Origin of the sequence: Azospirillum sp. TSH58 (assembly GCF_003119115.1) — a bacterium.
Classification (GTDB): Bacteria; Pseudomonadota; Alphaproteobacteria; order Azospirillales; family Azospirillaceae; genus Azospirillum.
Window position 1 is genome coordinate 652,099 of the sequence record NZ_CP022363.1, and the last position, 22,088, is coordinate 674,186.

Consider the following 22,088-nt stretch of genomic DNA (forward strand, 5'->3'; position numbering starts at 1 on the left):
GCGGCCCACCGCCATGATCGACACATCGACCGTCGCCACCCACCCGCTCTTCGGGCGTCTGACCCTGGAGTCCTTCCCCTATCACGAGCCCATCGTGGTCGCGACCTTCGTCGCGGTCGTGCTGGGCGGCATCGCGCTCGTCGCGGCGCTGAGCTATTTCCGGTTGTGGGGCTATCTCTGGAAGGAGTGGTTCACCACCGTCGACCACAAGCGCATCGGCATCATGTACATGGTGCTGGGCCTGATCATGCTGCTGCGCGGCTTCGCCGACGCGATCATGATGCGCCTCCAGCAGGCCATCGCCTTCGGCGGCAGCGAGGGCTACCTCAACGCGCACCATTACGACCAGATCTTCACCGCCCACGGCGTCATCATGATCTTCTTCGTGGCGATGCCCTTCGTCACGGGCCTGATGAACTACGTGGTGCCGCTGCAGATCGGCGCCCGCGACGTGTCCTTCCCGTTCCTGAACAACTTCAGCTTCTGGATGACGGTGGGCGGTGCGGTGCTGATCATGGTCTCGCTGTTCGTCGGCGAGTTCGCGCGCACCGGCTGGCTGGCCTATCCGCCGCTGTCCAACATCGCCTACAGCCCTGAGACGGGCGTCGACTACTACATCTGGGCGTTGCAGATCGCCGGTGTCGGAACAACATTGTCCGGCATCAACCTGATCTGCACGATCGTCAAGATGCGCGCCCCCGGCATGACCATGATGAAGATGCCGGTCTTCACCTGGACGTCGCTCTGCACCAACGTGCTGATCGTCGCCTCCTTCCCGATCCTGACCGCCACGCTGGTCCTGCTGTCGCTGGACCGCTATGTCGGCACGAACTTCTTCACGAACGATCTCGGCGGCAGCCCGATGATGTACGTGAACCTGATCTGGATCTGGGGCCACCCGGAAGTCTACATCCTGATCCTGCCGGTCTTCGGCATCTTCTCCGAAGTCACCTCGACCTTCTCGGGCAAGAAGCTGTTCGGCTACACCTCCATGGTCTACGCGACGGTGGTCATCACGATCCTGTCCTACCTGGTGTGGCTGCACCACTTCTTCACCATGGGGTCGGGCGCCAGCGTGAACTCGTTCTTCGGCATCACGACGATGATCATCTCGATCCCGACGGGTGCGAAGATCTTCAACTGGCTGTTCACCATGTACCGCGGCCGCATCCGGTTCGAACTGCCGATGATGTGGACCGTCGCCTTCATGCTGACCTTCGTGATCGGCGGCATGACGGGCGTGCTGCTGGCCGTTCCGCCGGCGGACTTCGTCCTGCACAACAGCCTGTTCCTGATCGCCCACTTCCACAACGTCATCATCGGCGGCGTGCTGTTCGGCCTGTTCGCCGGCATCTACTACTGGTGGCCCAAGGCCTTCGGCTTCCGCCTCGATCCCTTCTGGGGCAAGGTCTCCTTCTGGTGCTGGGTGATCGGCTTCTGGGTCGCCTTCACGCCGCTCTACGTCCTGGGCCTGATGGGCGTCACCCGCCGCCTGCGCGTGTTCGAGGACCCGTCGCTCCAGATCTGGTTCCAGATCGCCGCCTTCGGCGCCGTTCTGATCGCGGCGGGCATCGGCGCCTTCCTCGTCCAGATCGCCGTCAGCGTCTGGAAGCGCCGTGAGCTGGTCGACCGCACGGGCGATCCGTGGGATGGCCGCACGCTGGAATGGGCGACCTCGTCGCCGCCGCCGGACTACAACTTCGCCTTCACGCCGATGATCCACGACAACGACGCGTGGTGGGACATGAAGAAGCGCGGCTACAAGCGTCCGCTGGGCGGCTTCAAGGCGATCCACATGCCGAGCAACAGCGGCACCGGCGTGATCCTGGCCGGGATCAGCGTGGTCCTCGGCTTCGCCCTGGTCTGGTACATCTGGTGGCTGGCGGCGGTGAGCTTCGTCGCCCTGCTGGCGGCCGCCATCCACCACACCTTCAACTATCACCGCGACTTCCACATCCCGGCGGACGTGGTGGTGCGGACCGAGAACGAGCGGACCCGTCTCCTCTCCGGGCAGGTGTAAAGCATGAGCACGACCCTGACAGCCGAGCGGAGCCGCAGCCAGGCTCCGACCTTCCACGTCGTCGAGGAGCACGCGCACCCCGAAGGCTCCAGCACCATGCTGGGCTTCTGGATCTACCTGATGAGCGACTGCCTCATCTTCGCGGTGCTGTTCGCGACCTACGGCGTGCTCGGCGCCAACTACGCCGCCGGGCCCGCGCCCAAGGACCTGTTCGACCTGCCGCTGGTGGCGCTGAACACCGCCATGCTGCTGTTCTCCTCCATCACCTATGGCTTCGCCATGCTGGCGATGGAGAAGGGGCGGGTGTCGCAGACCCAGCTGTGGCTGGCGGTGACCGGCCTGTTCGGCGCCGCCTTCCTGGCGATCGAGCTGTACGAGTTCGCCCACCTGATCCACATCGGGGCGACCCCGCAGCGCAGCGCCTTCCTGTCGTCCTTCTTCACGCTGGTCGGCACCCACGGCCTGCACGTCACCTTCGGCCTCGTCTGGCTGGTGACGCTGATGGTGCAGGTCAACAAGCGCGGCCTGATCCCGGCCAACCGCCGGCGCCTGATGTGCCTCAGCCTGTTCTGGCACTTCCTGGACGTCATCTGGATCGGCGTCTTCACCTTCGTCTATCTGATGGGAATGCTGCGATGAGTTCTCACGCCGAACATCACGCCGGCCATCACGGGGCCGACCACCACGGTCACGGCGAGCATGAGGGCGCCCACGGGACGCTCGGCAGCTACCTGATCGGCTTCGTCCTGTCGGTGATCCTGACGGTCATTCCCTTCTGGCTGGTCATGGACGGGACGATCCTGGACAAGAACATGACCGCGATCGCGATCATGGCCCTGGCCGCCGTCCAGGTCGTCGTCCACATGATCTTCTTCCTGCACATGAACGGACGTGCGGAAGGCGGGTGGACCATGCTGTCGCTGATCTTCACGATCATCGTCGTGGTCATCATGCTGGCCGGTTCGCTATGGGTGATGTACCACCTGAACACCAACATGATGCCGATCCACGACCCGAGCCAGTTGCCGTGACCGGCACGGCGACCCACCGTCCGCGCCGGGGGCTGATCCTTCTCGGCGTCCTGGTGCTGGCGGGCGTCGCCGTCTTCACGTCGCTCGGCGTCTGGCAGGTCGAGCGGCTGTTCTGGAAGCTGGACCTGATCCAGCGGGTGGAGGAGCGGGCGCAGGCCGCGCCCGTTCCCGCCCCCGGCCCGGAGGACTGGCCGGCCGTCACCGCCGCCTCCCAGGAGTACCGGCGGGTATCCGTCACCGGCCGCTTCCTCAACGACAAGGAAACGCTGGTCCAGGCGGTGACCGAGCGGGGCGGCGGCTTCTGGGTGCTCACCCCGTTGCGCACCGACCGGGGCTTCACCGTGCTGGTCAACCGGGGCTTCGTGCCGCCCGAGCGGCGCAGCACGGACAGCCGCCCGGACGGGCTGATCGACACGGACACCACCGTCACCGGCCTGCTGCGGGTGACGGAGCCGGGCGGCGGTTTCCTGCGCTCCAACGATCCCGCGCAGGACCGCTGGTACTCGCGCGACGTGGCGGCCATCGCCGCGGCCCGCGGCGTGGCGGAGACGGCCCCCTATTTCATCGACGCCGAGGCCAGCCCGCAGGGTGGCTTTCCGGTCGGTGGGCTGACCGTTCTGAAGTTCCGGAACAACCACCTCGTGTATGCGCTGACCTGGTTCGCCCTGGATCTCATGCTGATCGCCGCGGCCTTCTATGTCGTGCGCAGTGAAAGGCGCCGCCGGGGTTGAAGAAATAAACTCTTTTTCTTCATGGTTTTTCGCCGGTTGGAAGCAGGCATCTTGCCGACTCTTCCACCCGGCTTTTTTGTGCTATCAAAGGCACCCGGATTCCGTGGCAAGGCTGCCAAGCCGGGGCTTCGTGCCCATATAAGTGGGGACCGAAGGAAGCCGGCGAAGGGCCAGACGTTTTCCGTGCGCGACACCACCGACAAGAAGAACCTGTTCCTGCTGGTGCAGTTGCGCTGGCTCGCCGTCGCCGGGCAGGTGGTGACGATTCTGATCGTGCACTACCAGATGGGCATCACCCTGCCGCTCGATCAGATGGGCGCGGTGATCCTGTTCCTGGTCGCGCTGAACATCGCCAGCGTCCTGCATCTGCGCCGCCAGACCTCGGTGTCGAACACCCAGCTCTTCCTGGAACTGCTGATCGACGTGTCGGCCCTGACGGTGCAGCTCTACCTCAGCGGCGGCGCGTCCAATCCCTTCATTTCGCTCTACCTGCTCCAGATCACGCTGGGGGCGGTGCTGCTGGAGGCGTGGTCGGCCTGGGCGCTGGTGCTGGTCGCCACGGCCTGCTTCACGCTGCTGATCGGCGCCTACCGCCCGCTGGCCCTGCCGCCGGGGCTGGAGGGGCTTCTGTTGGGGCTGCACATCCAGGGCATGTTCCTGTGCTTCGTGCTGACGGCCAGCCTGATCGTCCCCTTCATCACCCAGATCACCCGCAACCTGCGCGCCCGCGATGCCCATCTGGCCGACCTGCGCCAGCGCTCCATGGAGGAGGACCACATCGTGCGCCTCGGCCTGCTGGCTTCCGGCGCCGCGCACGAGCTGGGGACGCCGCTCGCCACCCTGTCGGTGATCGTGAACGACTGGCGGCGGATGCCCGTGGTCAAGGGCGACCCCGACATGGCCGAGGACATCGCCGAGATGCAGAACCAGATCGACCGCTGCAAGACCATCGTGTCCGGCATCCTGCTGTCCTCCGGCGAGGCGCGGGGGGAGGGGACGCTGCGCACCACCGTGACCGCCTTCCTGGACGATCTGGTGGAGGAGTGGAAGTCCAGCCGGTCCCCGGCCTGCGTCGACTACGACAACAGCGTCCGCTCGCGGGAGCGGATCATCTCCGACCTCGCGCTGAAGCAGGTGATCTTCAACGTCCTGGACAACGCGCTGGAGGTGTCTCCCGGCTGGGTCGGCATCGCCGCCGGGCGGCAGGGGGACAGCCTCGTCCTCACCGTCAACGACGCCGGCCCCGGCTTCGAGGAGCGGATGCTGGCGGAATTCGGCAAACCCTACCGGTCGAGCAAGGGGCGGCCCGGCGGCGGGCTAGGCCTCTTCCTGGTGGTCAACGTGGTGCGCAAGCTGGGCGGCTCGGTCGCCGCGCGCAACCGCCCCGGCGGCGGCGCCTCCGTCACCATGACCCTGCCGCTCGCCGCCCTGTCCGCGGGAGAGAGCCATGGAGACTGACCGTTCCCTCGTGCTGGTGGAGGACGACGCCGCCTTCGCCAAGGTCCTGCGCCGCTCCTTCGAGCGCCGGGGCTACCGGGTCTACTGGTGCGACAGCCTGGACGGGCTGCGGGCGCTTCTGGAGACGGTGCCCTTCGCCTACGCGGTGGTGGACCTGAAGCTGGGCAACGGCTCCGGCCTGGAATGCGTGCGGGAGCTGCACGCCAGCGACCCGGAGACGCGGATCGTCGTCCTGACCGGCTTCGCCAGCATCGCCACGGCGGTCGAGGCGATCAAGCTGGGCGCCTGCCATTACCTCGCCAAGCCGTCGAACACCGACGACATCGAGGCGGCCTTCGAGCGGACGGAGGGCGACCCCTCCATCGCGCTGGGGGCGCGGGCGACCTCGCTGAAGACGCTGGAGTGGGAGCGCATCCACGAAACCCTGGCGGAAACCGGCTTCAACATCTCCGAAACCGCCCGCCGCCTGGGGATGCACCGCCGCACCCTGGCCCGCAAGCTGGAGAAGAAGCAGGTGCCCTGAAAGGTGCCCTAAATCCGCTTTCTCCTGTCCAGTCGGTCAAAGGATGCGCATGGCCGCTGGACAATGGCGGCCAGTCCGCCCATTTTTCACGGCCTGTTACAGTCGTGTGTCATACGCAGCAGCAAGGAGCAGTGTGAAGTGTCTCTTTCCACGTCGAGCAGCAGCCCCGCCGATCCGCGGACCGAGGCCCGCCGTCTTCTGACGGACGCCATCTCCACGTATCTCCAGTCGTGCAAGGATCTGGCTGCTGCGACCGAACGCGCGACCGAGACGAGCGGCAGCATCGACACCCAGGCCCGCCGCAAGGCTTACCAGACTCTGACCGAGCTGGGCGATCAGGTCCGTCTCGCGCAGCGCCGTCTCGTCACCGCGGCCAAGCAGGCCCGCCGCGTCATGCCGGTGGCCGAGATCGAGGAGGTCGCCAAGAAGCTGGACAAGCGCGACACCACGGAAAGCGCCGCCGTGCTGGTCAAGGCCGCTCTGGTCAACTGACGTCGGTCGGGGGAGGGCTCGCCTGTTCGGCATAGTCGAATCCGCCGGAAGGGCGGGAATCGCCGAATTTTTGCGGGTCACAGCGTCGCGCCCGGTCGAATCCGGTCGGGAGCATCTTGCGCGCGGACGCCCGTCAGGGTAGGTCAGAGGCGCCTGGAGCCCTGGAACATGCTGGGGTTCCGCCACGAACAAGGGGAATTTGGGAATGACGAAGGCCGATCTCATCGACGCGATCGCCGGCAAGCTGGGCGGCACGAAGGCCGACGCCGGCAAGGCGCTGGACGCGGTTCTGGAGAGCCTGCAGGACGCGCTGGTCAAGGGGGAGACGGTCAAGCTGCCGGGCTTCGGCCAGTTCGAGATCGCCGAGCGCGGCGAGCGCACGGGCCGCAACCCGCAGACCGGCGCGGAGATCAAGATCGCCGCCTCCAAGGCGCCGAAGTTCTCCGCCGGCAAGGCCCTCAAGGACGCCGTCAACGGCAAGGCCGAGTAAGTCGCCTGCCTTCTCCCCTCCGCTCACGCGCAGACAGCGTGCTTGCGCTGACGTGACAGGCGGGCCTTTGGTCCGCTGAAGGCGGGGAGGAAAGGTTGCCCGTGAAGCGGGCGGGTGAGGAGGACGTGCCTGTGCCGGACACACCGCCACGCGCACCCCCTCACCCTGACCCTCTCCCCGGAGGGAGAGGGAATTCCATTGTGTTCAATGCGGGTTCGCCGGCCCCGGCGTGGCGTCGGCCAGCCAGCGGCCGAGCGGGTCGTCCGTTTCGGTTGACGCCTCGCTCCAGCCGGGCGGGACGCCGTCCATGTTCGGCAGGCGGTGGGCGATGCCCTTGTGGCAGTCGATGCAGGTCCGCTGACCGCTGAACAGATATTGCTGATGGATGCGCGCCGCCCGCGCCCCCTGCTTGGTGATGTCCATCGACTCCGCGCTGTGGCAGTTGCGGCATTCCAGGGAGTTGTTGGCCTTCAGCCGCGCCCATTCATGCTCGGCCAGCTCGCGCCGCTTCTCCAGGAACTTGTCGCGCGTGTTGATCGTGCCGAAGATCTTGCCCCAGACCTCCTTCGAGGCCTGCATCTTGCGGGCGATCTTGTCGGTCCAGTTGTGGGGGACGTGGCAATCCGGGCAGGTCGCCCGCACGCCGGAGCGGTTGGTGAAGTGGATGGTGGTCTTCAACTCCTCGAACACGTTGTCCCGCATCTCGTGGCAACTCGTGCAGAACTTCTCGGTGTTGGTGACCTCCAGCGCGGTGTTGAAGCCGCCCCAGAACATCACGCCGGCCAGGAACCCGCCCAGCGTCAGGAAGCCGAGGCTGAGGTAGCGGCTCGGCCCCGCGATGATCCGCCAGGGCCGCAGCAGATAGTCGGGCAGCTTCATCGCCGGTCACCCCCGTCCGACGGGCGGCTGATGAGGCTGTCCATGTCCTTGAAGGTGTTCGGGACGATGGGCTGGGCCATGGTCTGGGGAACGTGGCACTGCGTGCAGAAATAGCGGCGCGGGCTGACCGCGCCCAGGGTCTGCCCCTCGCGGTCCACATAGTGGGTGATGCTGATCATCGGCGCCTGGGTGGCCCCGGTGAACTGGCGGCTGTGGCAGGTCAGGCACTGGTTGTTGTTCAGGCTGATCTGGTAATCGCGGATGTTGTGCGGGATGACCGGCGGCTGCTCCGGATAGTTGCGGGCGACCCGCCGGTCGTCGGTGACGTCGGCGGGGATCGGCGGGGCCGGGTCCTCGTCGGTGAACTGGATCGGCGGGCGGAAAGGCTCCCTGACCTGACCGGTTCCCTGACCGGTTCCCTGGGCGGCGAGCAGTGCCGGCACGAGGCAGGGCAGGGCCGCGGCCAGCGCGAGCATGAGATGACGGCGCATGGTTGCGGTCCTCCCTCAGACGGCCACGATCTTGACGGCGCACTTCTTGAAGTCCGTCTGCTTGCTGATCGGGTCGGTGGCGTCGAGCGTGCATTTGTTGATGAGGCGTGCCGAATCGAACCAGGGCACGAAGACGACCCCGCGCGGCGGCCGGTTGCGCCCGCGCGTCTCGACCCGGGTGCGCATCTCGCCGCGGCGCGACATCACCTTGACCTCCGACCCACGGCGCAGCCCCCGCGCCTGCGCGTCGTCCGGGTGCATGTAGACCAGCGCCATCGGCATGGCCTTGTAGAGTTCCGGCACCCGCATGGTCATGGAGCCGGAGTGCCAGTGCTCCAGCACGCGGCCGGTGACCAGCCACAGGTCGAAGTCCTTGTCCGGCGATTCCGCCGGGGGTTCGTAGGGGAAGGCGAACAGGTTGGCCTTGCCGTCCGGGTTCCCGTAGAAGCGCACCCCCTCGCCCTTCGGGACGTAGGGGTCGAGCCTCTCCCGGTAGCGCCACTTCGTCTCCTTGCCCTCGACCACCGGCCAGCGCAGCCCGCGGACCTCGTGATAGGTGTCGAAGGGCGCCAGATCGTGGCCGTGGCCGCGCCCGAAGGCGGCGTACTCCTCGAACAGGCCCTTCTGCACGTAGAAGCCGAATTCCTTCGACTCCGGGTTCTCGTAGGCGGGGTTCAGCTCCGACACCGGGAAGCGGTCGACATTGCCGTTGCGGAACAGCACGTCGAACAGGGTCTTGCCGCGGAAGTCGGGGTTGGCGTCGAGGATCTCCTTCGGCCACACCTCGTCGGTGGTGAAGCGCTTGGAGAATTCCATGAGCTGCCAGAGGTCCGACCGCGCCTCCCCCGGCGCGTTGACGAGCTGGTGCCAGAAATGGGTCCGCCGTTCCGCGTTGCCGTAGGCGCCCTCCTTCTCAACCCACATGGCGGCGGGCAGGATCAGGTCGGCGGCGGCGGCGGTCACCGTCGGGTAGGCGTCCGACACGACGATGAAGTTCTCCGGGTTGCGGTAGCCGGGATAGGTCTCGTTGTCGCTGTTGGGCGCCGCCTGGAGGTTGTTGTTGACCATGATCCAGTAGGCGTTGAGCTTCCCGTCCTTCAGCATCCGGTCCTGCAGGACGGCGTGGTAGCCGATCTTGCCGGGCAGCAGGCCCTTGGGGATCTTCCAGCCCTCTTCCACGTGGGAGCGGTGGGTCGGGTTGGTCACCTGCATGTCGGCGGGCAGGCGGTGGGCGAAGGTGCCGACCTCGCGCGCCGTGCCGCAGGCCGAGGGCTGGCCGGTCAGCGAGAAGGGGCTGTTCCCCGGTTCCGAGATTTTTCCGGTCAGCAGGTGGATGTTGTAGACCATGTGGTTCACCCACACGCCGCGGACATGCTGGTTGAACCCCATGGTCCACAGCGACATGACCTTGACCTTCGGATCGGCGTACATCTCGGCCAGCGCGAGCAGCCGCTCCTTCGGGACCTTGCTCAGCTCCGCCGTCTTCTCCAGCGTGTACTCGCTGACGAATTGGGCGAATTCGTCGAAGCTCATGGGCTTGGAATCGGTCGGGTCCTTGGCGTTCGCCGCGCGCACCTCCAGCACGCTTTCGGGGCGCAGGCCGTAGCCGATGTCCTTCTGCCCCAGGCGGAAGCTGCAATGCTTCTCGATGAACTCCTTGTTCACGCGCCCGGTCTGGATGATGTGGTTGGCGATGCAGTTCAGGATGGCCAGGTCGGTTCCCGGCTCGAAGATCATGGGCACGTCGGCCAGTTCGAAGCTGCGGTGCTCGAAGGTCGAGAGGACGGCCACCTTCACGTGGTTGTGGGCCAGCCGCCGGTCGGTGATGCGCGTCCACAGGATGGGGTGCATCTCCGCCATGTTGGAGCCCCAGAGCACGAAGGCGTCGGCGTGCTCGAAATCGTCGTAGCAGCCCATCGGCTCATCCATGCCGAAGGTGCGGATGAAGGCCACGGCGGCCGACGCCATGCAGTGGCGGGCGTTGGGGTCGAGGTTGTTGGTGCGGAAGCCGGCGCGCATCAGCTTGGACGCGGCGTAGCCCTCCCAGATCGTCCATTGGCCGGACCCGAACATGCCGACGGCGTCCGGCCCCTTCTCCTTCAGCACCCGCTTCCACTGGCGGGCCATCTCATCGAAGGCCTCGTCCCAGGAGACCGGGCGGAATTCCCCGTCCTTGTGGTATTTGCCGTCGCGCATGCGCAGCAGCGGCTGGGTCAGCCGGTCCTGCCCGTACATGATCTTGGACAGGAAATAGCCCTTCACGCAATTCAGGCCGCGGTTGACCTCCGACTGCATGTCGCCGTGGGTGGCGACGACGCGGTTGTCCTTGGTGGCGACCATGACGCTGCATCCGGTGCCGCAGAAGCGGCAGGGCGCCTTGGACCAGGTGAGCTGGGCGTCCTCGCCCGCCACCATGGATCGCTGGGCCATGGCGGGCAGGCTGATGCCCCCCGCCGTCGCGGCGGCCGCGACCGCCTGCGCCTTGATGAAATCCCGCCGGTCAAGCATGGGTTCCTCCCCCTTATTTCTTGACGAATGTGAAATTCGGACGCGTCAGCGCCGCGCCGTAGCGGCCTCCTCCGCGGTCCGGGCCGCCATCGGCTCGGCGTGGTGGAAGACCATGACCGCCGACATCACGCCGGGCATCAGGTGGATCGCGGTCATGCGGTCGGCGATGCGGCCCTCGTGGGGGCCTTCGACGGTCACCACCATCCGGCCCCGCTCCTCCGCATGGACCTCCACATCGCCCAGCGCGGCGACGGCGGCCCGCACGTCGGGGCTGCGCTCGGGCCGCAGATGGACGAGGATGGAGGCGATGTGCCATTCCGCCGGCGCTTCGTCCGGCCGGTCTTGGATGTCAGGGGGCATGGGCGGTCTCCGGTCCGGGTTGCAAGGTGACGGCGTCGGCGGGGCAGGCGGCCACACAGGCGCCGCAACCGGTGCAGGCGCCGTCCTCCACCGTGGGGACCGCGACGCCGCCCGGCGCCAGGGCGAAGCGGATGGCCGCTTCCGGGCAGGCGTCGCGGCAGCTCCGGCAGACGACGCGGTTCATGGCGAGGCAGGACGGGGCGATCCGCGCGATCAGGGTCCAGGGGCGGGCGGCGCGGTCGAAGACCGGCTCGGGGCAGGATTCGGCACAGGCCGCGCAGAAGCTGCACTCGCCCCGCCGGAAGTCGATCTCGGGGAACCCGCCGTCCCCCCGGCGGATGATGGACTCCGGGCAGGCGTCGGCGCAGGCGCCGCAGCGCGTGCACAGGTCGGTGAATTGCTTTGTCCGGGACCAGGGCGGGCGCAACGGCGCGGGCTCGGCGCGTCGCCGTCCGCGGAGAAAGCCTCGCCGTCCCAGATCGACCGACTCATCGGCCATGGCGCCGCACCCCTCAGACCGGGGGCGGACCGGGCGGACCCATGATGAGTTGCGACATCCAGACCAGGAAGCCGTAGCCGCCCACGACGGCGACGGACAGGATCGGCCAGATCACCACCGCCAGAATCAGGAACATGGCGATCTCACGCCGCTTGGCGCCGGGATCGGGCAGGGGCGGATTGGCACCGGCGCGCGACGGGAAGCGGGCTGGGTCCGGTGACGGGTCCGGGGAAAGGCGGCGGTTCATGGCGGCTCCCGTTTTTGGCGGGCAATGGCGTTGCCGACAGCCTGAGAGACGGTCGGACACCCCAACAACAGGTTGAGCGTTGCTTCTGTTCCATGTGGCCGAGCGCGCGACGGGCAGCGCGCCGGTGCGCCGCGGTTATGGCCTCCGGGATGGCCTCTGGAATGGCGTTTCAGGCGGATGATTCGCGCAGCGAACATTTTTTTGAGGGGCCTCGGGATTAAGCGGCCCGCGGGATCGTAAACTGAGTGAAGAGGGGATAAGGAGGTCGGACGGCCTTGGTGTGATTTGGGTCTCCGGATTGTTTATTTCCGATTCGTACGGAACATGCAGATTAGATCGACTATGAGGTTGCTGATGATCTGAAGTTCTGTAAGATTGGAACAGCCGTTTTTGGTGTAACGGCTTCTCCACTGTTGTGATCGTAAGTGAAGCGAACTCAATCAGAGGCCGCGCCTGCTTTGGCGCGGCCTTTTTTTCGTTTTTTCGAAGTCATAGTACGAAAGTTTTGCTCCCAGGTATCGGATTTACGTAGGGCATATCTGCGACGATAGTTGCGACAGAGGGGATTAATTGTGCTGTGATTCCTGAAACGGATGTTGTGTTCCGCTGATTGTGTGGTATACCAAGTACGGAATGCGGAACACCAAGCCTCTCCCAACGGTGGCGGTGGTGCTCCTGCCAAGATGCGAAGGGCACGCAAGCCCCAAAGAAAGGCAATGCGACAACAACCATCGGCCCCGCCCGGCTGAGTTGAGTGTTCGATCACCGCATTGGGGAGGAAGAGTAATGAGTCAGTCCATCGCTGCACCGCCTGGCGGCTCGCAGGCGCCCGTTTCCGAAGGCGCGCGTTGGATGCAGATCGTCGTCGGCATCGTCTGTATGGTGGCCGCGGCCAACATCCAGTATGCCTGGACGCTGTTCGTGCCGGAAATCCAGGCCACCCATGGCTGGACCCGCGCCTCGATCCAGACCGCCTTCACCGTCTTCGTCGTCGTCCAGACCTGGCTGACCCCCATCGAAGGCTACTTCATCGACCGCTACGGCCCCCGCGTCATCGTCGCCTTCGGCGGCGTGATGACCGGCCTCTCCTGGATCATCGACAGCTACGCCGGCTCGCTCGGCATGCTCTATGTCGGTTCGGCCATCGGCGGCGTCGGCGTCGGCTGCGTCTACGCCACCTGCGTCAACAGCGCCATCAAGTGGTTCCCGGACAAGCGCGGCCTCGCCGTCGGCCTGACCGCGGGCGGCTACGGCGCCGGTTCGGCCCTGACGATCCTGCCGATCGCCAACATGATCCACTCCTCGGGCTACCAGGCGGCCTTCTTCTGGTTCGGCCTGCTGCAGGGCACGATCATCATCATCGCCGCCTACTTCCTGCGCGCCCCGCAGAAGGATCAGGTGAAGGCCTCGACCAAGGTCCTGCAGTCCCGCCGCGACTACACGCTGAAGGAAGCGCTGCAGACGCCGGTCTTCTGGGTCATGATGGTCATGTTCATCTGCACCGTGTCCGGCGGTCTGATGGCGGTGGCCCAGCTCGGCGTGATCGCCCACGATCTGGGCGTGAAGGAAGCCCCGATCAGCCTGTTCGGCATCACCATGGCGGCTCTGCCCTTCGCGCTGATGCTCGACCGCGTGATGAACGGCATCTCCCGCCCGCTGTTCGGCTTCATCTCCGACCACATCGGCCGTGAAGCGACGATGTTCATCGCCTTCACCTTCGAAGGCATCGGCATCCTGATGCTCAGCCGCTTCGGCCACGACCCGATCATGTTCCTGATCCTGTCGGGCATGGTGTTCCTGGCCTGGGGCGAAGTGTACAGCCTGTTCAGCGCGACCTCGGCGGACACCTTCGGCACCAAGCATGCGGCGAAGATCTACGGCGTGCTCTACTGCGCCAAGGGCATCGCGGCCCTCCTGGTCCCGCTGGGCAACCTGCTGATGGAAGCCACCGGCACCTGGGCGACCGTGCTCTACATCTGCGCGACGATGGATCTGTTCGCGGCGGTCTGCGCCATCACCGTCCTGCGGCCCATGCTGCGCAAGCACCATGCCCGCAACGCCGAACTCGCCGCCCAGCAGGGCAGGGGTCCGGTCACGGCGGCGGCCAGCCCGTAACCTCCGCTTCAGCGGACCGACCGGAAGGGGACCACGCGCGTGGTCCCCTTTTCGGCGTTCCGGGCGGCCTCGCGGAGCGGGGCGGGGGTGTGGTAAGGCATGTCGGCGGCGGAGGGGGGTATGGGCAAGCGACAGCGGGGGCAGGGAATGGCAAAGGACGACGGCAGCTTCCGGCTGGTGGTCGCCTGTTCGCTGGGCGGGGTGGCGGTCAGCGTGGCCCTCGGCTCGCTGCTGCTGTCGCGATGGACGCCCCGGACGGAGAACACGGTGGTCGAACGGGCGATCCACAACATGGACCGGGAGACCTGCGAGCGGGTTCTGCACTCCTTCACGCAGCCGCAGCCGATGGGCACCCGCGTGCTGTGGCTGTGGGCGGAGGAATCGACGCCGGGCGTCTTCACCGGAGCGCCCTGGACGTCGCGGGTGACCGGACCGGGCGTGCAGACGGCGGCGGCCGGGGCCACGGCCGGGGCTGGTGCTGGAGGTGTGGCCGGCCGCTCCCCCCGTCCCTACGCCTTCGATCCGGCCTCCCAGGCGGCTCCGGAGGCGGCCTGCTCCTTCCCGAACAACTCCCTGCACATCGTGTCGGTGGAGTATCCGCCCAAGCCCGACGCCGCTCCGGGAACCGGCAGGCCGTAAAAAGGAAAAGGGCCGGCCGCTGGAAGCGGCCGGCCCTTTTCGGCAGGCGTTGCGCCGGATGGAAGCGCCGCCTTACTCCTCGCGGTTGCCCATGAGCTGGAGGAGCATCTGGAAGAGGTTGATGAAGTTGAGGTAGAGCGAGAGGGCGCCCATGACGGCGAGCTTGGTGTTGCCCTCGTGCCCGTAGCCCTCGGCGTACTCTTCCTTGATGCGCTGGGTGTCGTAGGCGGTCAGGCCGGTGAAGATCACCACGCCGATCACCGAGATGGCGAACTGCAGCGCGCTGGAGCCGACGAAGATGTTGACCAGGCTGGCGATGACGATGCCGATCAGGCCCATCATCAGGAACGAGCCCATCTTCGACAGGTCGGCCTTGGTGGTGTAGCCCCACAGGCTCATCGCCGCGAACATCGCCGCGGTGATGAAGAACACCCGCGCCACGCTGGCCCCGGTGAAGACCAGGAAGATCGACGCCATCGACACGCCCATCACCGCGCAGAAGGCCCAGAACAGCCCCTGCAGCGCGCTCGCCGACATCGCGTGGAAGCGGAAGGACAGCACCATGATGAAGGCCAGCGGCGCCAGCATCACCACCCACTTCAGCGGGGTCGTGAAGATCGGAACGTACAGCGCCGGCGTGCTCGCCACGAACAGCGCCACAAGCCCCGTCACGCCCAGGCCGAGCATCATGAAGTTGTAGACCCGCAGCATGTGCTTGCGCAGGCCCTCGTCGAACGCCGCGCCGTAGGCCGGCGCCGCGCTGCCGAATTGGTTGCCGTAGAAGGGTCCGCTCATCGTCTCACCATGTCCTTCGGATGCTTGTCGTTCAGATGCTTGTCGTTCGTGCGTCTGCTTCAGAACCACGCCATGCGGGCGTCGCGGGCGTGGGCCAGGATTTCCTTTTCCGGCTGCTCGCCGCACAGCGCGTAGACCGTCGTTCCGACCTGCCAGTAGGCGACCGAGACGTTGCCGATCCGCTCCGCCTGGGGTTCGGTGACGGCGAAGCGGTCGACCTCGCTGGCGAACAGCGTGATCAGCTGCGACCCGCCGTGGCGGTAGGCCGCCTGCACCGCGACCCCGCCGTCCCAGGCCACCGTGCGCAGCCCGTCCGGGGCCTGCCCGATGTCGAGCTGCGGGATCGGCACCGCGACTTCCGGATTGGCGGGGGCGAGCCGGTTGACCAGGGATTGGGCGGCGTCGGCGAACGGCTTGAAGTCGATCCCGCTGTGCAGCGCCTGCTGGTGGGTCTGGGCCGCGATGGTGATGTAGTGGGTGGCCGCGTGGGCCGTGGCCACCGGGTTGACCGACAGGGACGACACCGCGCTGTGCGCCGTCCAGCCGAGACCGACGAGGCAGAGCGCCGCGACGGCGCGCCGCCCGCGGCCCGAGCCGGTGGCGGCCCGTGCCCGCGCCCGGTTCATCAGCTCCGCCGCCGGGCGGCGCCACAGGGCGCCCCACTGCTTGCGGCGCGGCAGCGGCGCGCCGGCGCCGACCGCCGGCTGGGCCGGGGCGGGGGAGGCGGCCGGTTCGGGCGCGGCCAGCTCCGGCTCCGCCTTCTCAACGGCCGGACCGGCTATGAACAGGCGGATCTCGTCGCGCACCCGCATGTCGTGCATGACGCGGGCGGCCTCCTCCGGATTGGCTTCCAGATAGGCTTCCACCTCGATGCGGCGCTGCGCGTCGAGTTCGCCGTCCACATAGGCGTTCAGGTCGATGTCGCTGATCGGTTCGTTCATGGTCATTTCACCACGCGCAACGGGGGGCGCTGGACCCGGTCTGATGAGGTGCGGTCGGACTGGTCCGACGCCGGCTGGCGCCCGCCGCCCGTCTTGGCCCGCAGCGCGTCGCGCGCACGGCCCAGGCGGGACATCAGGGTGCCCACGGGGATGCCCAGGCACTCCGCGGCGTCCCGGTAGGACATGCCGTCGAGCGCCACGAGCACCAGGGCCTCCCGCTGTTCGACCGGCAGGGTCATCAGGGCCGCGATGGTCTGGCCGAGATGGACGTGGCTCAACTGCGCGGGCGGGGAGCCTTCCTCCGCCATCGAGCTGAGCTCGCCGGTCGCCTGGCGTTCGGCCTGCTGGCGCCGCCAGCGGTCCACGAATGTGTTGTGGACGATGGCGAGCAGCCACTTGCGCAGATCGCGCCCGTCCGTGAAGGACGACGCCCCCTCGATGGCCTTGACGAGCGCCTCCTGGACAAGGTCCTCCGCCTGATCGGGGTCGCGCATCAGGACCAGGGCGTAGCGCCTCAGAACGTCCAGATGCTGTCCCAGCTCGTCTCTCATCACCGTCCCGGATTGGTTCTTCACACTCGGCATACGGATCATGCCGTGGCTTAATCCGCTCCGGGGGAAAAAATCGCCACGGGATTGGCTTGCGCGCGGACGCGGGGCGGAGTAGGTCAGAAGCGCCTGGAGCCCTGGAGGATGCTGGGGTTCCGCCATGAACAAGGGGAGTAGGGAATGACGAAGGCCGATCTCATCGACGCGATCGCCGGCAAGCTGGGCGGCACCAAGGCCGACGCCGGCAAGGCGCTGGACGCGGTTCTGGAGAGCCTGCAGGACGCGCTGGTCAAGGGGGAGACGGTCAAGCTGCCGGGCTTCGGCCAGTTCGAGATCGCCGAGCGCGGCGAGCGCACGGGCCGCAACCCGCAGACCGGTGCGGAGATCAAGATCGCCGCCTCCAAGGCGCCGAAGTTCTCCGCCGGCAAGGCCCTCAAGGACGCCGTCAACGGCAAGGCCGAGTAAGCCTTCCGCAAGGACAGTCCTTGTATTGGATGAGGGGGCGGCGGCAACGCCGCCCCTTTCGTCTTTCCAAATTTCTTGGTGACGTCATGAGCAACAACAGCGTCTATCGCTGGATCAAGGTCGAAGGACGGTGGGAGCCGGCGCAGCAACTGGCCGATGGATCCTATATGCCGATCGGCGACATCGTGCCGCTGTCCGCCCGCAGCGTGAAGGTCGGCCCGGTGATCGAGCCGCCGCCCCGCAACGCCGCCCCCAAGGACGACGAGTAAACCCCGCCTCTCACTCGGAGGGCCGGGCGTGGCCGAGCATGGCGCGGACGGCGCCGATCGCGGCCTGGAAGCTGAAGGGCTTGTGCAGGACGCGCAGCCGCTCCGACTCCGGGTGCCAGAGGGCGCCGCTGTCGGCGGTCATGACGATCACCGGCAGGGTCGGCCGCCGCGCCCGGGTCCGGCGAATCAGCTCGTTTCCATCCATCACCGGCATGCGCAGGTCGGTCATCAGCAGCGACGCCGGGCCGCTTTCCAGGGCGGTGATGGCTTCCAACCCGTTGTGGGTCAGCGTGACGCGCAGCCCCTGGCCTTCCAGCGTGTCGGCAAGGGCCAGGGCTTCGAGGCGTTCATCCTCGGCGACGAGGATGTGCGGAACGGACTCCATGGTTCGGCCTGACAATGCAACGCAAAGGGAGTAAGGGGTACGTTGCGGCCGGCCGAATGGATTTCCCCTGATTGCGGAGGGTGATCGAGAAGTCGGGGATCAGGCGCAGTGGTTCAGGCGCAGTGGTTCAGGCGCAATCGGCGAGGTCGGCCAGGGCGTCGGCGTCCAGCAGCTCGACCCGGCCGCCGTCCAGGATGCGGATCAGGCGCGAGGTCTTCAGCTTGGTGAAGCCGCGGGACACCGTCTCCGTGGTCAGGCCGAGATGGTCGGCGATGTCGCAGCGGCTCATCGGCAGGGCGATGGCCCGGCCGGCACCGGCGCGGCGGCTCAGCGCCAGCAGGAAGCTGGCCAGCTTTTCCAGCGCCGACTTGCGGCCCAGCAGCAGCATCTGGTCCTGCGCCGCCACCAACTCGGAGGTGGTGACCGACAGCAGCCGGCGGGCCAGGGCGGGCTGGGAGTCCAGCAGGGAGTCGAGCTGGCAGCGCGGGATGCGCTGGACGGTGGAGGCGGTGATCGCCTCGGCCGAGTAGAGGTAGCGGTCGGCGAAGGCCAGCCCGACCATGTCGCCGGCCTGGAGGAAGCCGATGATCTGGCGGCGGCCGTCCGGCAGCAGCTTGTAGAGGCGGATCATGCCGTCCACCACGCGGAAGACGGCGTCGGCGGCCTCGCCCTCGGCGAAGATGGACTGCTCGCGGTCGAACACCCGGAACTGGGCGATGGCGGCCAGGGGGTCGGTGTCGTTGGCGGCGAAGCCGGCGGCGGGACGGGAGGGGGCGACACGCGGCATCGCCATCGCGGCGGCCTGATGGCCGGGCAGAACACGCGTCGGCTGGGCGGCGATGGCGGTGTGAGCGTGCATGTCGGGCCCCTCGGCTTTCGTGGAAGCGGCCCGTCCCCGTGGGGCAACCGCTCGATGAGCCGAAATTACGCGCTGCGGGGTACCCTGTGCAGTTCGGTCTTGTACCTAAGGGGCTTTGCGTACGTAAGACTACCTACGGGCCATTGCGGGCGCGCGGCGGGCGAGGGGCAGGCAGGGGGCAGACGGGGGCCAGACGGCCTTCACCCCCCATGCACCAGCCGTTCGAACAGGTCCTCCGACCCCATCTGTCCGCCCTTGAGCATCAGCTCGACGCCGTCGGTGGGCGGGTGCGCGCTGTGGGTCAGGCTGACCGTCACGCCGGGGCTGAGCGCCGTCCGGTAGGACAGGCCCCACAGGCCCAGCGCCTTCACCGCCTTGCTGGAGGTGTCGCCCCCGGCGATGCCCAGGCGGCGCAGCGGCACCTTGCGGGCGACCGAGGCGACGAAGTCCGCCGTCGCGTCGGCGATGGCGGCGGATTGGGCGGTGTCGGGCGCCTCGCCCTCCGCCGGGGCGGTCCACACCAGCACGTTCCGGCCCTGGCCCAGGAGGCCCGCGATCTCGCTCCGCAGCCGTTCGCGGTAGGCGTCGTCGTGGCACAGGGCGCCGGCGTCCGTCGGCATCCGGTGGAAGGAGGAGGCCGCGGCGATCTGCTTGCGCGTGACCGGCGACAGGCTGCCGGCCAGCACGAAGACCGGTCCCTCCGCCGGGGCCAGGGGCGCGTCGCCGACGGTGTCGTCGCGCTCCCATTGGGTGGCCAGAGCCTGGACCACGCCGCTCGGCCCGACCGCCAGAAGGGGGGAGCGCCGCGCCCGCTCCCAGATCAGCCGCCCGGCGGGCGCCAGATCCTCCGCCCGGGCGATGTCCAGGAGGACGGCGGGAGCACCGCCCGCCACCATCCGGTCCAGCTTTTCGTCCAGTTCCCCGGCGTCCAGCCCGTAATCCGGGTAGTGCAGGGCGCCCATCCCCTCCAGCCTCTGCGCGGCGAGATGGAGGCGCAGGTCGGCCTCCGTCATCGGGGTCACCGGATGGGCCTTCATGGTCGGGTGGCGGTCGATGCGATGGACCGTCCCGCCGGTGCCCGCCGCGGCGAACAGCGTGCTGAACAGGCAGTAGCGCCCGATGTTCGGCTGGCCGCCGACCACCGGCAGGAAGGGATTGGGGAAGAAGGGCCGCAGGGCCGCCGCCGCCGCCCCGATGCTGCCGACCCGCGGCGCGCTGTCGAAGGTGGAGCAGCATTTGTAATGCATCACCGCCACGCCGAGCCCGGCGAAGAAGCGCCCCACCGGCTCCAGCTCCGCCCGCAGGGCCTCCGGGTCCATGGTGCGCGACGCCCCGGCGATCCCCAGAGCGTCCAGCGGGCCGAGGCCGGCCAACCGCTCCGCGTCGGGGATCTCCAGCAGAAGCAGCGCCCGCTGCCCGGCCTTCGCCAGGGTGGCCAGAGTGTCCGTGGCCCCGGTGAAGTCGTCCCCGTACCAGCCCAGACGGGGGCCGGGCCGGGGCGGCGGATGCTCCGTCACTTGGCCGCTCCGAAGAACTCCAGGGCGCGCTTCAGCTCCGGCCGGGTCGCCGCGGCGTCCGGCAGGGCGACGCCCTCGCGCACCGCGGCCCAGGCCTGACGGATGCTCGCCACGCCGGCGGCGGGGCCGTCCGGATGGGCCATGATGCCGCCGCCGGACATGAACAGCAGGTCGTCCGTCCCCACCGCGTCCCAGGTGACGGGAACGGTCCCGGCCCACTGGCCGGAGGAGAAGGCCGGCATCACCACGTCGTCGCAGCCCTCGGCCAGCGGGGCGAGGCAGGACTTGGCGCCGTCGATGACCTCCGCGTCGGGCTGGGCGAACTTGCCCTGGAGACCGTGGACGTGCATGTGGTCCACCCCGGCCAGCCGCCACAGCGTCTGGTAGGCGTCGAAGCCGATGCCCAGGCTGGGGTGGCGCGACAGGGCGCCGAAGCCGTTGCGGTGCCCGTGCAGGACCAGCCCGCTGTGCCGGCGCAGCGTCTGCACGGCGGAGAAGCCGCACCAGTTCAGGCTGACCATCACGCAGCTTCCGCCCTCGCGCTCCACCAGATCGGCGTGGCGGCGCATGGCGTCCGTCTCGTCGCTGATGTTGAAGGCGACCATGACGTGCTTGCCGGTGCGGTCCTGGTGGCGGCGGACCCGGTCCATCACCGCCGGCACGCGCTGGGCCAGCGGGGCGTGGATCGGATCGGCGCAGATCTCGTCGTCCTTGATGAAGTCCAGCCCGGCGGCGCAGAGCGTGCCGACCAGCTCGCCGGTCTCCTCCGCCGACAGGCCGAGGTTCGGCTTGATGATGGAGCCGACCAGCGCCCCGCGCTCCACACCGGTCAGCCGCCGCGTGCCGGCCACGCCGTGCCGCGGCGCGTCGAACTGTTCGCGGTACGCGGCGGGCAGGCGGACGGAGTCGAGCCGCAGGCCGGTGACCTCGCCCAGGTCGAACAGGTTGCCGGCCACCGTCGCGGCCAGCGTCGGCAGGTTGGCGCCGACGTTGCCGGTGGGGAAGCTGATGGTGACACGGGCGCGCCGCCACGGTCCGGGCCGCTTCTGCCGCTCCAGCCAGCTGTTCGGCAGGCTGGGGGCGGCGGCGGGTTCCAGCTCCTCCACCCGCTCCACCACGGCGCGGGCGCGGGCGCGCAGGTCGTCCGTCTCGCCGTGGACGCGGGTGAAGGTGCCGCAGGACTGCTCCCCCGCCATGACCTCCGCCACCTTGGCGGGGTCCAGCGGGGTCTCGATCAGATAGGTCGCCTCGAAGCTGTCGGACCGCATGGCGCTGCTCACAGACGGCTGAGGTCGGGGAAGGGCCGGACCGGATCGCGGCCGTCCCAGTCGAGGGAGGCGTTGCGGATCAGGTCGAACATCTTGCCCTTCGGCCCGGCGACCTCCGACAGCTCGATCACCGTGCCGGGGTGGTACTCGGTGTCGAAATAGACGAAGCGGCCCTTCTCGCCGACCTCGCCGCTCATCACCGGCTTGAAGCCCTGGCCGGTCAGCCGCTCCAGGTCGGCGTCGTAGTCCTCGGTCCAGTAGGCGACGTGCTGGAGGCCGGTGCGGCCCGCCTTCAGGAAGTCGCGGTACATCGACGGCGCGTCGTTGCGGGTCTGGATCAGCTCCATCTGGAGCGGGCCGGAGTTGGCGAGCGCCACCGAGTTGTGAACCTCGTACCGCTCCCCGCGGTAGGTGTAGTTCCTGATCGGAACCCGCTCGTTGTAGAACCACGGGCCGATGCCCAGGGTGCGGCTCCAGTAATCCATGGCGGCCTCGATGTCGTCGACGACGTAGCCAGCCTGTCGGATCTGGCCGAAGAATCGGCTCATGAAGGAACTC

The 22,088-nt window shown here is 67.9% G+C and carries 26 protein-coding genes; 12 read left to right on the forward strand and 14 right to left on the reverse strand.

The genetic code is table 11. The features are described 5' to 3' along the window. Positions 1-13: 13 nt before the first annotated feature. From cyoB to TSH58p_RS02695, 8 genes are all read left to right on the forward strand, one after another. Positions 14-2,020 carry a cytochrome o ubiquinol oxidase subunit I gene (gene cyoB, locus TSH58p_RS02660; RefSeq protein WP_109070873.1) on the forward strand — a complete coding sequence of 669 codons (2,007 nt, stop codon included), beginning with the start codon at positions 14-16 and terminating at the stop codon, positions 2,018-2,020. A gap of 3 nt (positions 2,021-2,023) precedes the next feature. Then, complete coding sequence (cyoC, locus tag TSH58p_RS02665; protein ID WP_109070872.1) at positions 2,024-2,659, forward strand: cytochrome o ubiquinol oxidase subunit III; 636 nt, start codon at positions 2,024-2,026, stop codon at positions 2,657-2,659. Then, positions 2,656-3,051, forward strand: coding sequence for a cytochrome o ubiquinol oxidase subunit IV (cyoD, locus tag TSH58p_RS02670; RefSeq protein ID WP_109070871.1), 396 nt, complete (start codon positions 2,656-2,658; stop codon positions 3,049-3,051). The genes cyoC and cyoD overlap by 4 nt, the downstream gene beginning before the upstream one ends. Then, positions 3,048-3,782 (forward strand): SURF1 family protein, encoded by a 735-nt coding sequence (locus TSH58p_RS02675; RefSeq protein ID WP_199230156.1) that lies wholly within the window; start codon positions 3,048-3,050, stop codon positions 3,780-3,782. The genes cyoD and TSH58p_RS02675 overlap by 4 nt, the downstream gene beginning before the upstream one ends. Positions 3,783-3,965: 183 nt before the next feature. Continuing rightward, positions 3,966-5,240, forward strand: coding sequence for an ATP-binding protein (locus tag TSH58p_RS02680; protein ID WP_109070870.1), 1,275 nt, complete (start codon positions 3,966-3,968; stop codon positions 5,238-5,240). Continuing rightward, positions 5,230-5,763, forward strand: coding sequence for a response regulator transcription factor (locus tag TSH58p_RS02685; RefSeq protein WP_109070869.1), 534 nt, complete (start codon positions 5,230-5,232; stop codon positions 5,761-5,763). Before TSH58p_RS02680 ends, TSH58p_RS02685 begins: the two co-directional genes overlap by 11 nt. Before the next feature lie 138 nt (positions 5,764-5,901). Next, positions 5,902-6,255 carry a hypothetical protein gene (locus TSH58p_RS02690; protein ID WP_094307207.1) on the forward strand — a complete coding sequence of 118 codons (354 nt, stop codon included), beginning with the start codon at positions 5,902-5,904 and terminating at the stop codon, positions 6,253-6,255. Positions 6,256-6,460: 205 nt separating this feature from the next. Then, the gene (locus tag TSH58p_RS02695) at positions 6,461-6,745 is read left to right on the forward strand and encodes an HU family DNA-binding protein (RefSeq protein ID WP_014241890.1); all 285 of its coding nucleotides are present in this window, start codon (positions 6,461-6,463) and stop codon (positions 6,743-6,745) included. Between the two features lie 204 nt (positions 6,746-6,949). Here the strand turns inward: TSH58p_RS02695 and TSH58p_RS02700 are convergent, their stop codons facing one another. From TSH58p_RS02700 to napE, 6 genes are read right to left on the reverse strand one after another with little or no spacing between them, the layout of a single operon-like run. Beyond that, positions 6,950-7,624 (reverse strand): cytochrome c3 family protein, encoded by a 675-nt coding sequence (locus TSH58p_RS02700; protein WP_109469064.1) that lies wholly within the window; start codon positions 7,622-7,624, stop codon positions 6,950-6,952. Then, complete coding sequence (locus TSH58p_RS02705; RefSeq protein WP_109469065.1) at positions 7,621-8,115, reverse strand: nitrate reductase cytochrome c-type subunit; 495 nt, start codon at positions 8,113-8,115, stop codon at positions 7,621-7,623. The genes TSH58p_RS02700 and TSH58p_RS02705 overlap by 4 nt, the downstream gene beginning before the upstream one ends. A 15-nt stretch (positions 8,116-8,130) precedes the next feature. Further along, the gene (gene napA / locus TSH58p_RS02710; RefSeq protein ID WP_109469066.1) at positions 8,131-10,623 is read right to left on the reverse strand and encodes a periplasmic nitrate reductase subunit alpha; all 2,493 of its coding nucleotides are present in this window, start codon (positions 10,621-10,623) and stop codon (positions 8,131-8,133) included. A 45-nt stretch (positions 10,624-10,668) separates the two neighbouring features. Further along, a complete protein-coding gene (locus TSH58p_RS02715; RefSeq protein ID WP_109469067.1) occupies positions 10,669-10,983 on the reverse strand; it encodes a chaperone NapD in 315 nt (104 codons plus the stop codon). After that, positions 10,973-11,482, reverse strand: a complete 510-nt coding sequence (gene napF, locus TSH58p_RS02720) for a ferredoxin-type protein NapF (RefSeq protein ID WP_109469068.1) — start codon at positions 11,480-11,482, stop codon at positions 10,973-10,975. The genes TSH58p_RS02715 and napF overlap by 11 nt, the downstream gene beginning before the upstream one ends. Before the next feature lie 13 nt (positions 11,483-11,495). Then, complete coding sequence (gene napE, locus TSH58p_RS02725) at positions 11,496-11,729, reverse strand: periplasmic nitrate reductase, NapE protein (protein ID WP_109469069.1); 234 nt, start codon at positions 11,727-11,729, stop codon at positions 11,496-11,498. Between the two features lie 786 nt (positions 11,730-12,515). Between napE and oxlT the strand changes: the two genes are divergently transcribed. After that, positions 12,516-13,844 carry an oxalate/formate MFS antiporter gene (oxlT, locus tag TSH58p_RS02730; protein ID WP_109469070.1) on the forward strand — a complete coding sequence of 443 codons (1,329 nt, stop codon included), beginning with the start codon at positions 12,516-12,518 and terminating at the stop codon, positions 13,842-13,844. A 147-nt stretch (positions 13,845-13,991) separates the two neighbouring features. Then, complete coding sequence (locus tag TSH58p_RS02735) at positions 13,992-14,483, forward strand: hypothetical protein (protein WP_109469071.1); 492 nt, start codon at positions 13,992-13,994, stop codon at positions 14,481-14,483. A 72-nt stretch (positions 14,484-14,555) separates the two neighbouring features. Here the strand turns inward: TSH58p_RS02735 and TSH58p_RS02740 are convergent, their stop codons facing one another. From TSH58p_RS02740 to TSH58p_RS02750, 3 genes are read right to left on the reverse strand one after another with little or no spacing between them, the layout of a single operon-like run. Further along, complete coding sequence (locus TSH58p_RS02740) at positions 14,556-15,278, reverse strand: Bax inhibitor-1/YccA family protein (protein WP_109469072.1); 723 nt, start codon at positions 15,276-15,278, stop codon at positions 14,556-14,558. A 59-nt stretch (positions 15,279-15,337) separates the two neighbouring features. Then, entirely contained in the window at positions 15,338-16,219 is an 882-nt protein-coding gene (locus tag TSH58p_RS02745; protein ID WP_109469073.1) for an anti-sigma factor, read from the reverse strand. A 2-nt stretch (positions 16,220-16,221) separates the two neighbouring features. After that, positions 16,222-16,770 (reverse strand): sigma-70 family RNA polymerase sigma factor, encoded by a 549-nt coding sequence (locus tag TSH58p_RS02750; RefSeq protein ID WP_109469074.1) that lies wholly within the window; start codon positions 16,768-16,770, stop codon positions 16,222-16,224. A gap of 177 nt (positions 16,771-16,947) precedes the next feature. Here TSH58p_RS02750 and TSH58p_RS02755 point away from each other — a divergent pair, with 177 nt between their 5' ends. After that, positions 16,948-17,232, forward strand: a complete 285-nt coding sequence (locus TSH58p_RS02755; RefSeq protein ID WP_014241890.1) for an HU family DNA-binding protein — start codon at positions 16,948-16,950, stop codon at positions 17,230-17,232. An 86-nt stretch (positions 17,233-17,318) separates the two neighbouring features. Beyond that, the gene (locus tag TSH58p_RS02760; protein ID WP_109071566.1) at positions 17,319-17,501 is read left to right on the forward strand and encodes a hypothetical protein; all 183 of its coding nucleotides are present in this window, start codon (positions 17,319-17,321) and stop codon (positions 17,499-17,501) included. Between the two features lie 10 nt (positions 17,502-17,511). On the opposite strand, the gene TSH58p_RS02765 is transcribed toward TSH58p_RS02760, so the two are convergent. From TSH58p_RS02765 to TSH58p_RS02785, 5 genes are all read right to left on the reverse strand, one after another. Beyond that, on the reverse strand, positions 17,512-17,886 hold the full coding sequence (locus TSH58p_RS02765; RefSeq protein ID WP_109071565.1) for a response regulator: 375 nt from the start codon (positions 17,884-17,886) through the stop codon (positions 17,512-17,514). Between the two features lie 127 nt (positions 17,887-18,013). Continuing rightward, positions 18,014-18,745, reverse strand: a complete 732-nt coding sequence (locus tag TSH58p_RS02770; protein ID WP_109071564.1) for a helix-turn-helix domain-containing protein — start codon at positions 18,743-18,745, stop codon at positions 18,014-18,016. Between the two features lie 200 nt (positions 18,746-18,945). Beyond that, a complete protein-coding gene (locus TSH58p_RS02775) occupies positions 18,946-20,262 on the reverse strand; it encodes a four-carbon acid sugar kinase family protein (protein ID WP_109071563.1) in 1,317 nt (438 codons plus the stop codon). Then, positions 20,259-21,530 carry a ribulose-bisphosphate carboxylase large subunit family protein gene (locus TSH58p_RS02780; protein ID WP_109071562.1) on the reverse strand — a complete coding sequence of 424 codons (1,272 nt, stop codon included), beginning with the start codon at positions 21,528-21,530 and terminating at the stop codon, positions 20,259-20,261. Before TSH58p_RS02780 ends, TSH58p_RS02775 begins: the two co-directional genes overlap by 4 nt. Positions 21,531-21,538: 8 nt before the next feature. Further along, the gene (locus TSH58p_RS02785) at positions 21,539-22,078 is read right to left on the reverse strand and encodes a VOC family protein (protein ID WP_109071561.1); all 540 of its coding nucleotides are present in this window, start codon (positions 22,076-22,078) and stop codon (positions 21,539-21,541) included. Positions 22,079-22,088: the final 10 nt, after the last annotated feature.

What these genes read in the sequence shown, in the direction of transcription:
- cyoB (WP_109070873.1), top strand. Translation starts at nt 14, where the DNA reads ATGATCGACACATCGACCGTCGCCACCCACCCGCTCTTCGGGCGTCTG.
- cyoC (WP_109070872.1), top strand. Translation starts at nt 2,024, where the DNA reads ATGAGCACGACCCTGACAGCCGAGCGGAGCCGCAGCCAGGCTCCGACC.
- cyoD (WP_109070871.1), top strand. Translation starts at nt 2,656, where the DNA reads ATGAGTTCTCACGCCGAACATCACGCCGGCCATCACGGGGCCGACCAC.
- TSH58p_RS02685 (WP_109070869.1), top strand. Translation starts at nt 5,230, where the DNA reads ATGGAGACTGACCGTTCCCTCGTGCTGGTGGAGGACGACGCCGCCTTC.
- TSH58p_RS02695 (WP_014241890.1), top strand. Translation starts at nt 6,461, where the DNA reads ATGACGAAGGCCGATCTCATCGACGCGATCGCCGGCAAGCTGGGCGGC.
- TSH58p_RS02700 (WP_109469064.1), bottom strand. Translation starts at nt 7,624, where the DNA reads ATGAAGCTGCCCGACTATCTGCTGCGGCCCTGGCGGATCATCGCGGGG.
- TSH58p_RS02705 (WP_109469065.1), bottom strand. Translation starts at nt 8,115, where the DNA reads ATGCGCCGTCATCTCATGCTCGCGCTGGCCGCGGCCCTGCCCTGCCTC.
- napA (WP_109469066.1), bottom strand. Translation starts at nt 10,623, where the DNA reads ATGCTTGACCGGCGGGATTTCATCAAGGCGCAGGCGGTCGCGGCCGCC.
- TSH58p_RS02715 (WP_109469067.1), bottom strand. Translation starts at nt 10,983, where the DNA reads ATGCCCCCTGACATCCAAGACCGGCCGGACGAAGCGCCGGCGGAATGG.
- napF (WP_109469068.1), bottom strand. Translation starts at nt 11,482, where the DNA reads ATGGCCGATGAGTCGGTCGATCTGGGACGGCGAGGCTTTCTCCGCGGA.
- napE (WP_109469069.1), bottom strand. Translation starts at nt 11,729, where the DNA reads ATGAACCGCCGCCTTTCCCCGGACCCGTCACCGGACCCAGCCCGCTTC.
- oxlT (WP_109469070.1), top strand. Translation starts at nt 12,516, where the DNA reads ATGAGTCAGTCCATCGCTGCACCGCCTGGCGGCTCGCAGGCGCCCGTT.
- TSH58p_RS02735 (WP_109469071.1), top strand. Translation starts at nt 13,992, where the DNA reads ATGGCAAAGGACGACGGCAGCTTCCGGCTGGTGGTCGCCTGTTCGCTG.
- TSH58p_RS02740 (WP_109469072.1), bottom strand. Translation starts at nt 15,278, where the DNA reads ATGAGCGGACCCTTCTACGGCAACCAATTCGGCAGCGCGGCGCCGGCC.
- TSH58p_RS02745 (WP_109469073.1), bottom strand. Translation starts at nt 16,219, where the DNA reads ATGAACGAACCGATCAGCGACATCGACCTGAACGCCTATGTGGACGGC.
- TSH58p_RS02750 (WP_109469074.1), bottom strand. Translation starts at nt 16,770, where the DNA reads ATGAGAGACGAGCTGGGACAGCATCTGGACGTTCTGAGGCGCTACGCC.
- TSH58p_RS02755 (WP_014241890.1), top strand. Translation starts at nt 16,948, where the DNA reads ATGACGAAGGCCGATCTCATCGACGCGATCGCCGGCAAGCTGGGCGGC.
- TSH58p_RS02760 (WP_109071566.1), top strand. Translation starts at nt 17,319, where the DNA reads ATGAGCAACAACAGCGTCTATCGCTGGATCAAGGTCGAAGGACGGTGG.
- TSH58p_RS02765 (WP_109071565.1), bottom strand. Translation starts at nt 17,886, where the DNA reads ATGGAGTCCGTTCCGCACATCCTCGTCGCCGAGGATGAACGCCTCGAA.
- TSH58p_RS02770 (WP_109071564.1), bottom strand. Translation starts at nt 18,745, where the DNA reads ATGCACGCTCACACCGCCATCGCCGCCCAGCCGACGCGTGTTCTGCCC.
- TSH58p_RS02780 (WP_109071562.1), bottom strand. Translation starts at nt 21,530, where the DNA reads ATGCGGTCCGACAGCTTCGAGGCGACCTATCTGATCGAGACCCCGCTG.
- TSH58p_RS02785 (WP_109071561.1), bottom strand. Translation starts at nt 22,078, where the DNA reads ATGAGCCGATTCTTCGGCCAGATCCGACAGGCTGGCTACGTCGTCGAC.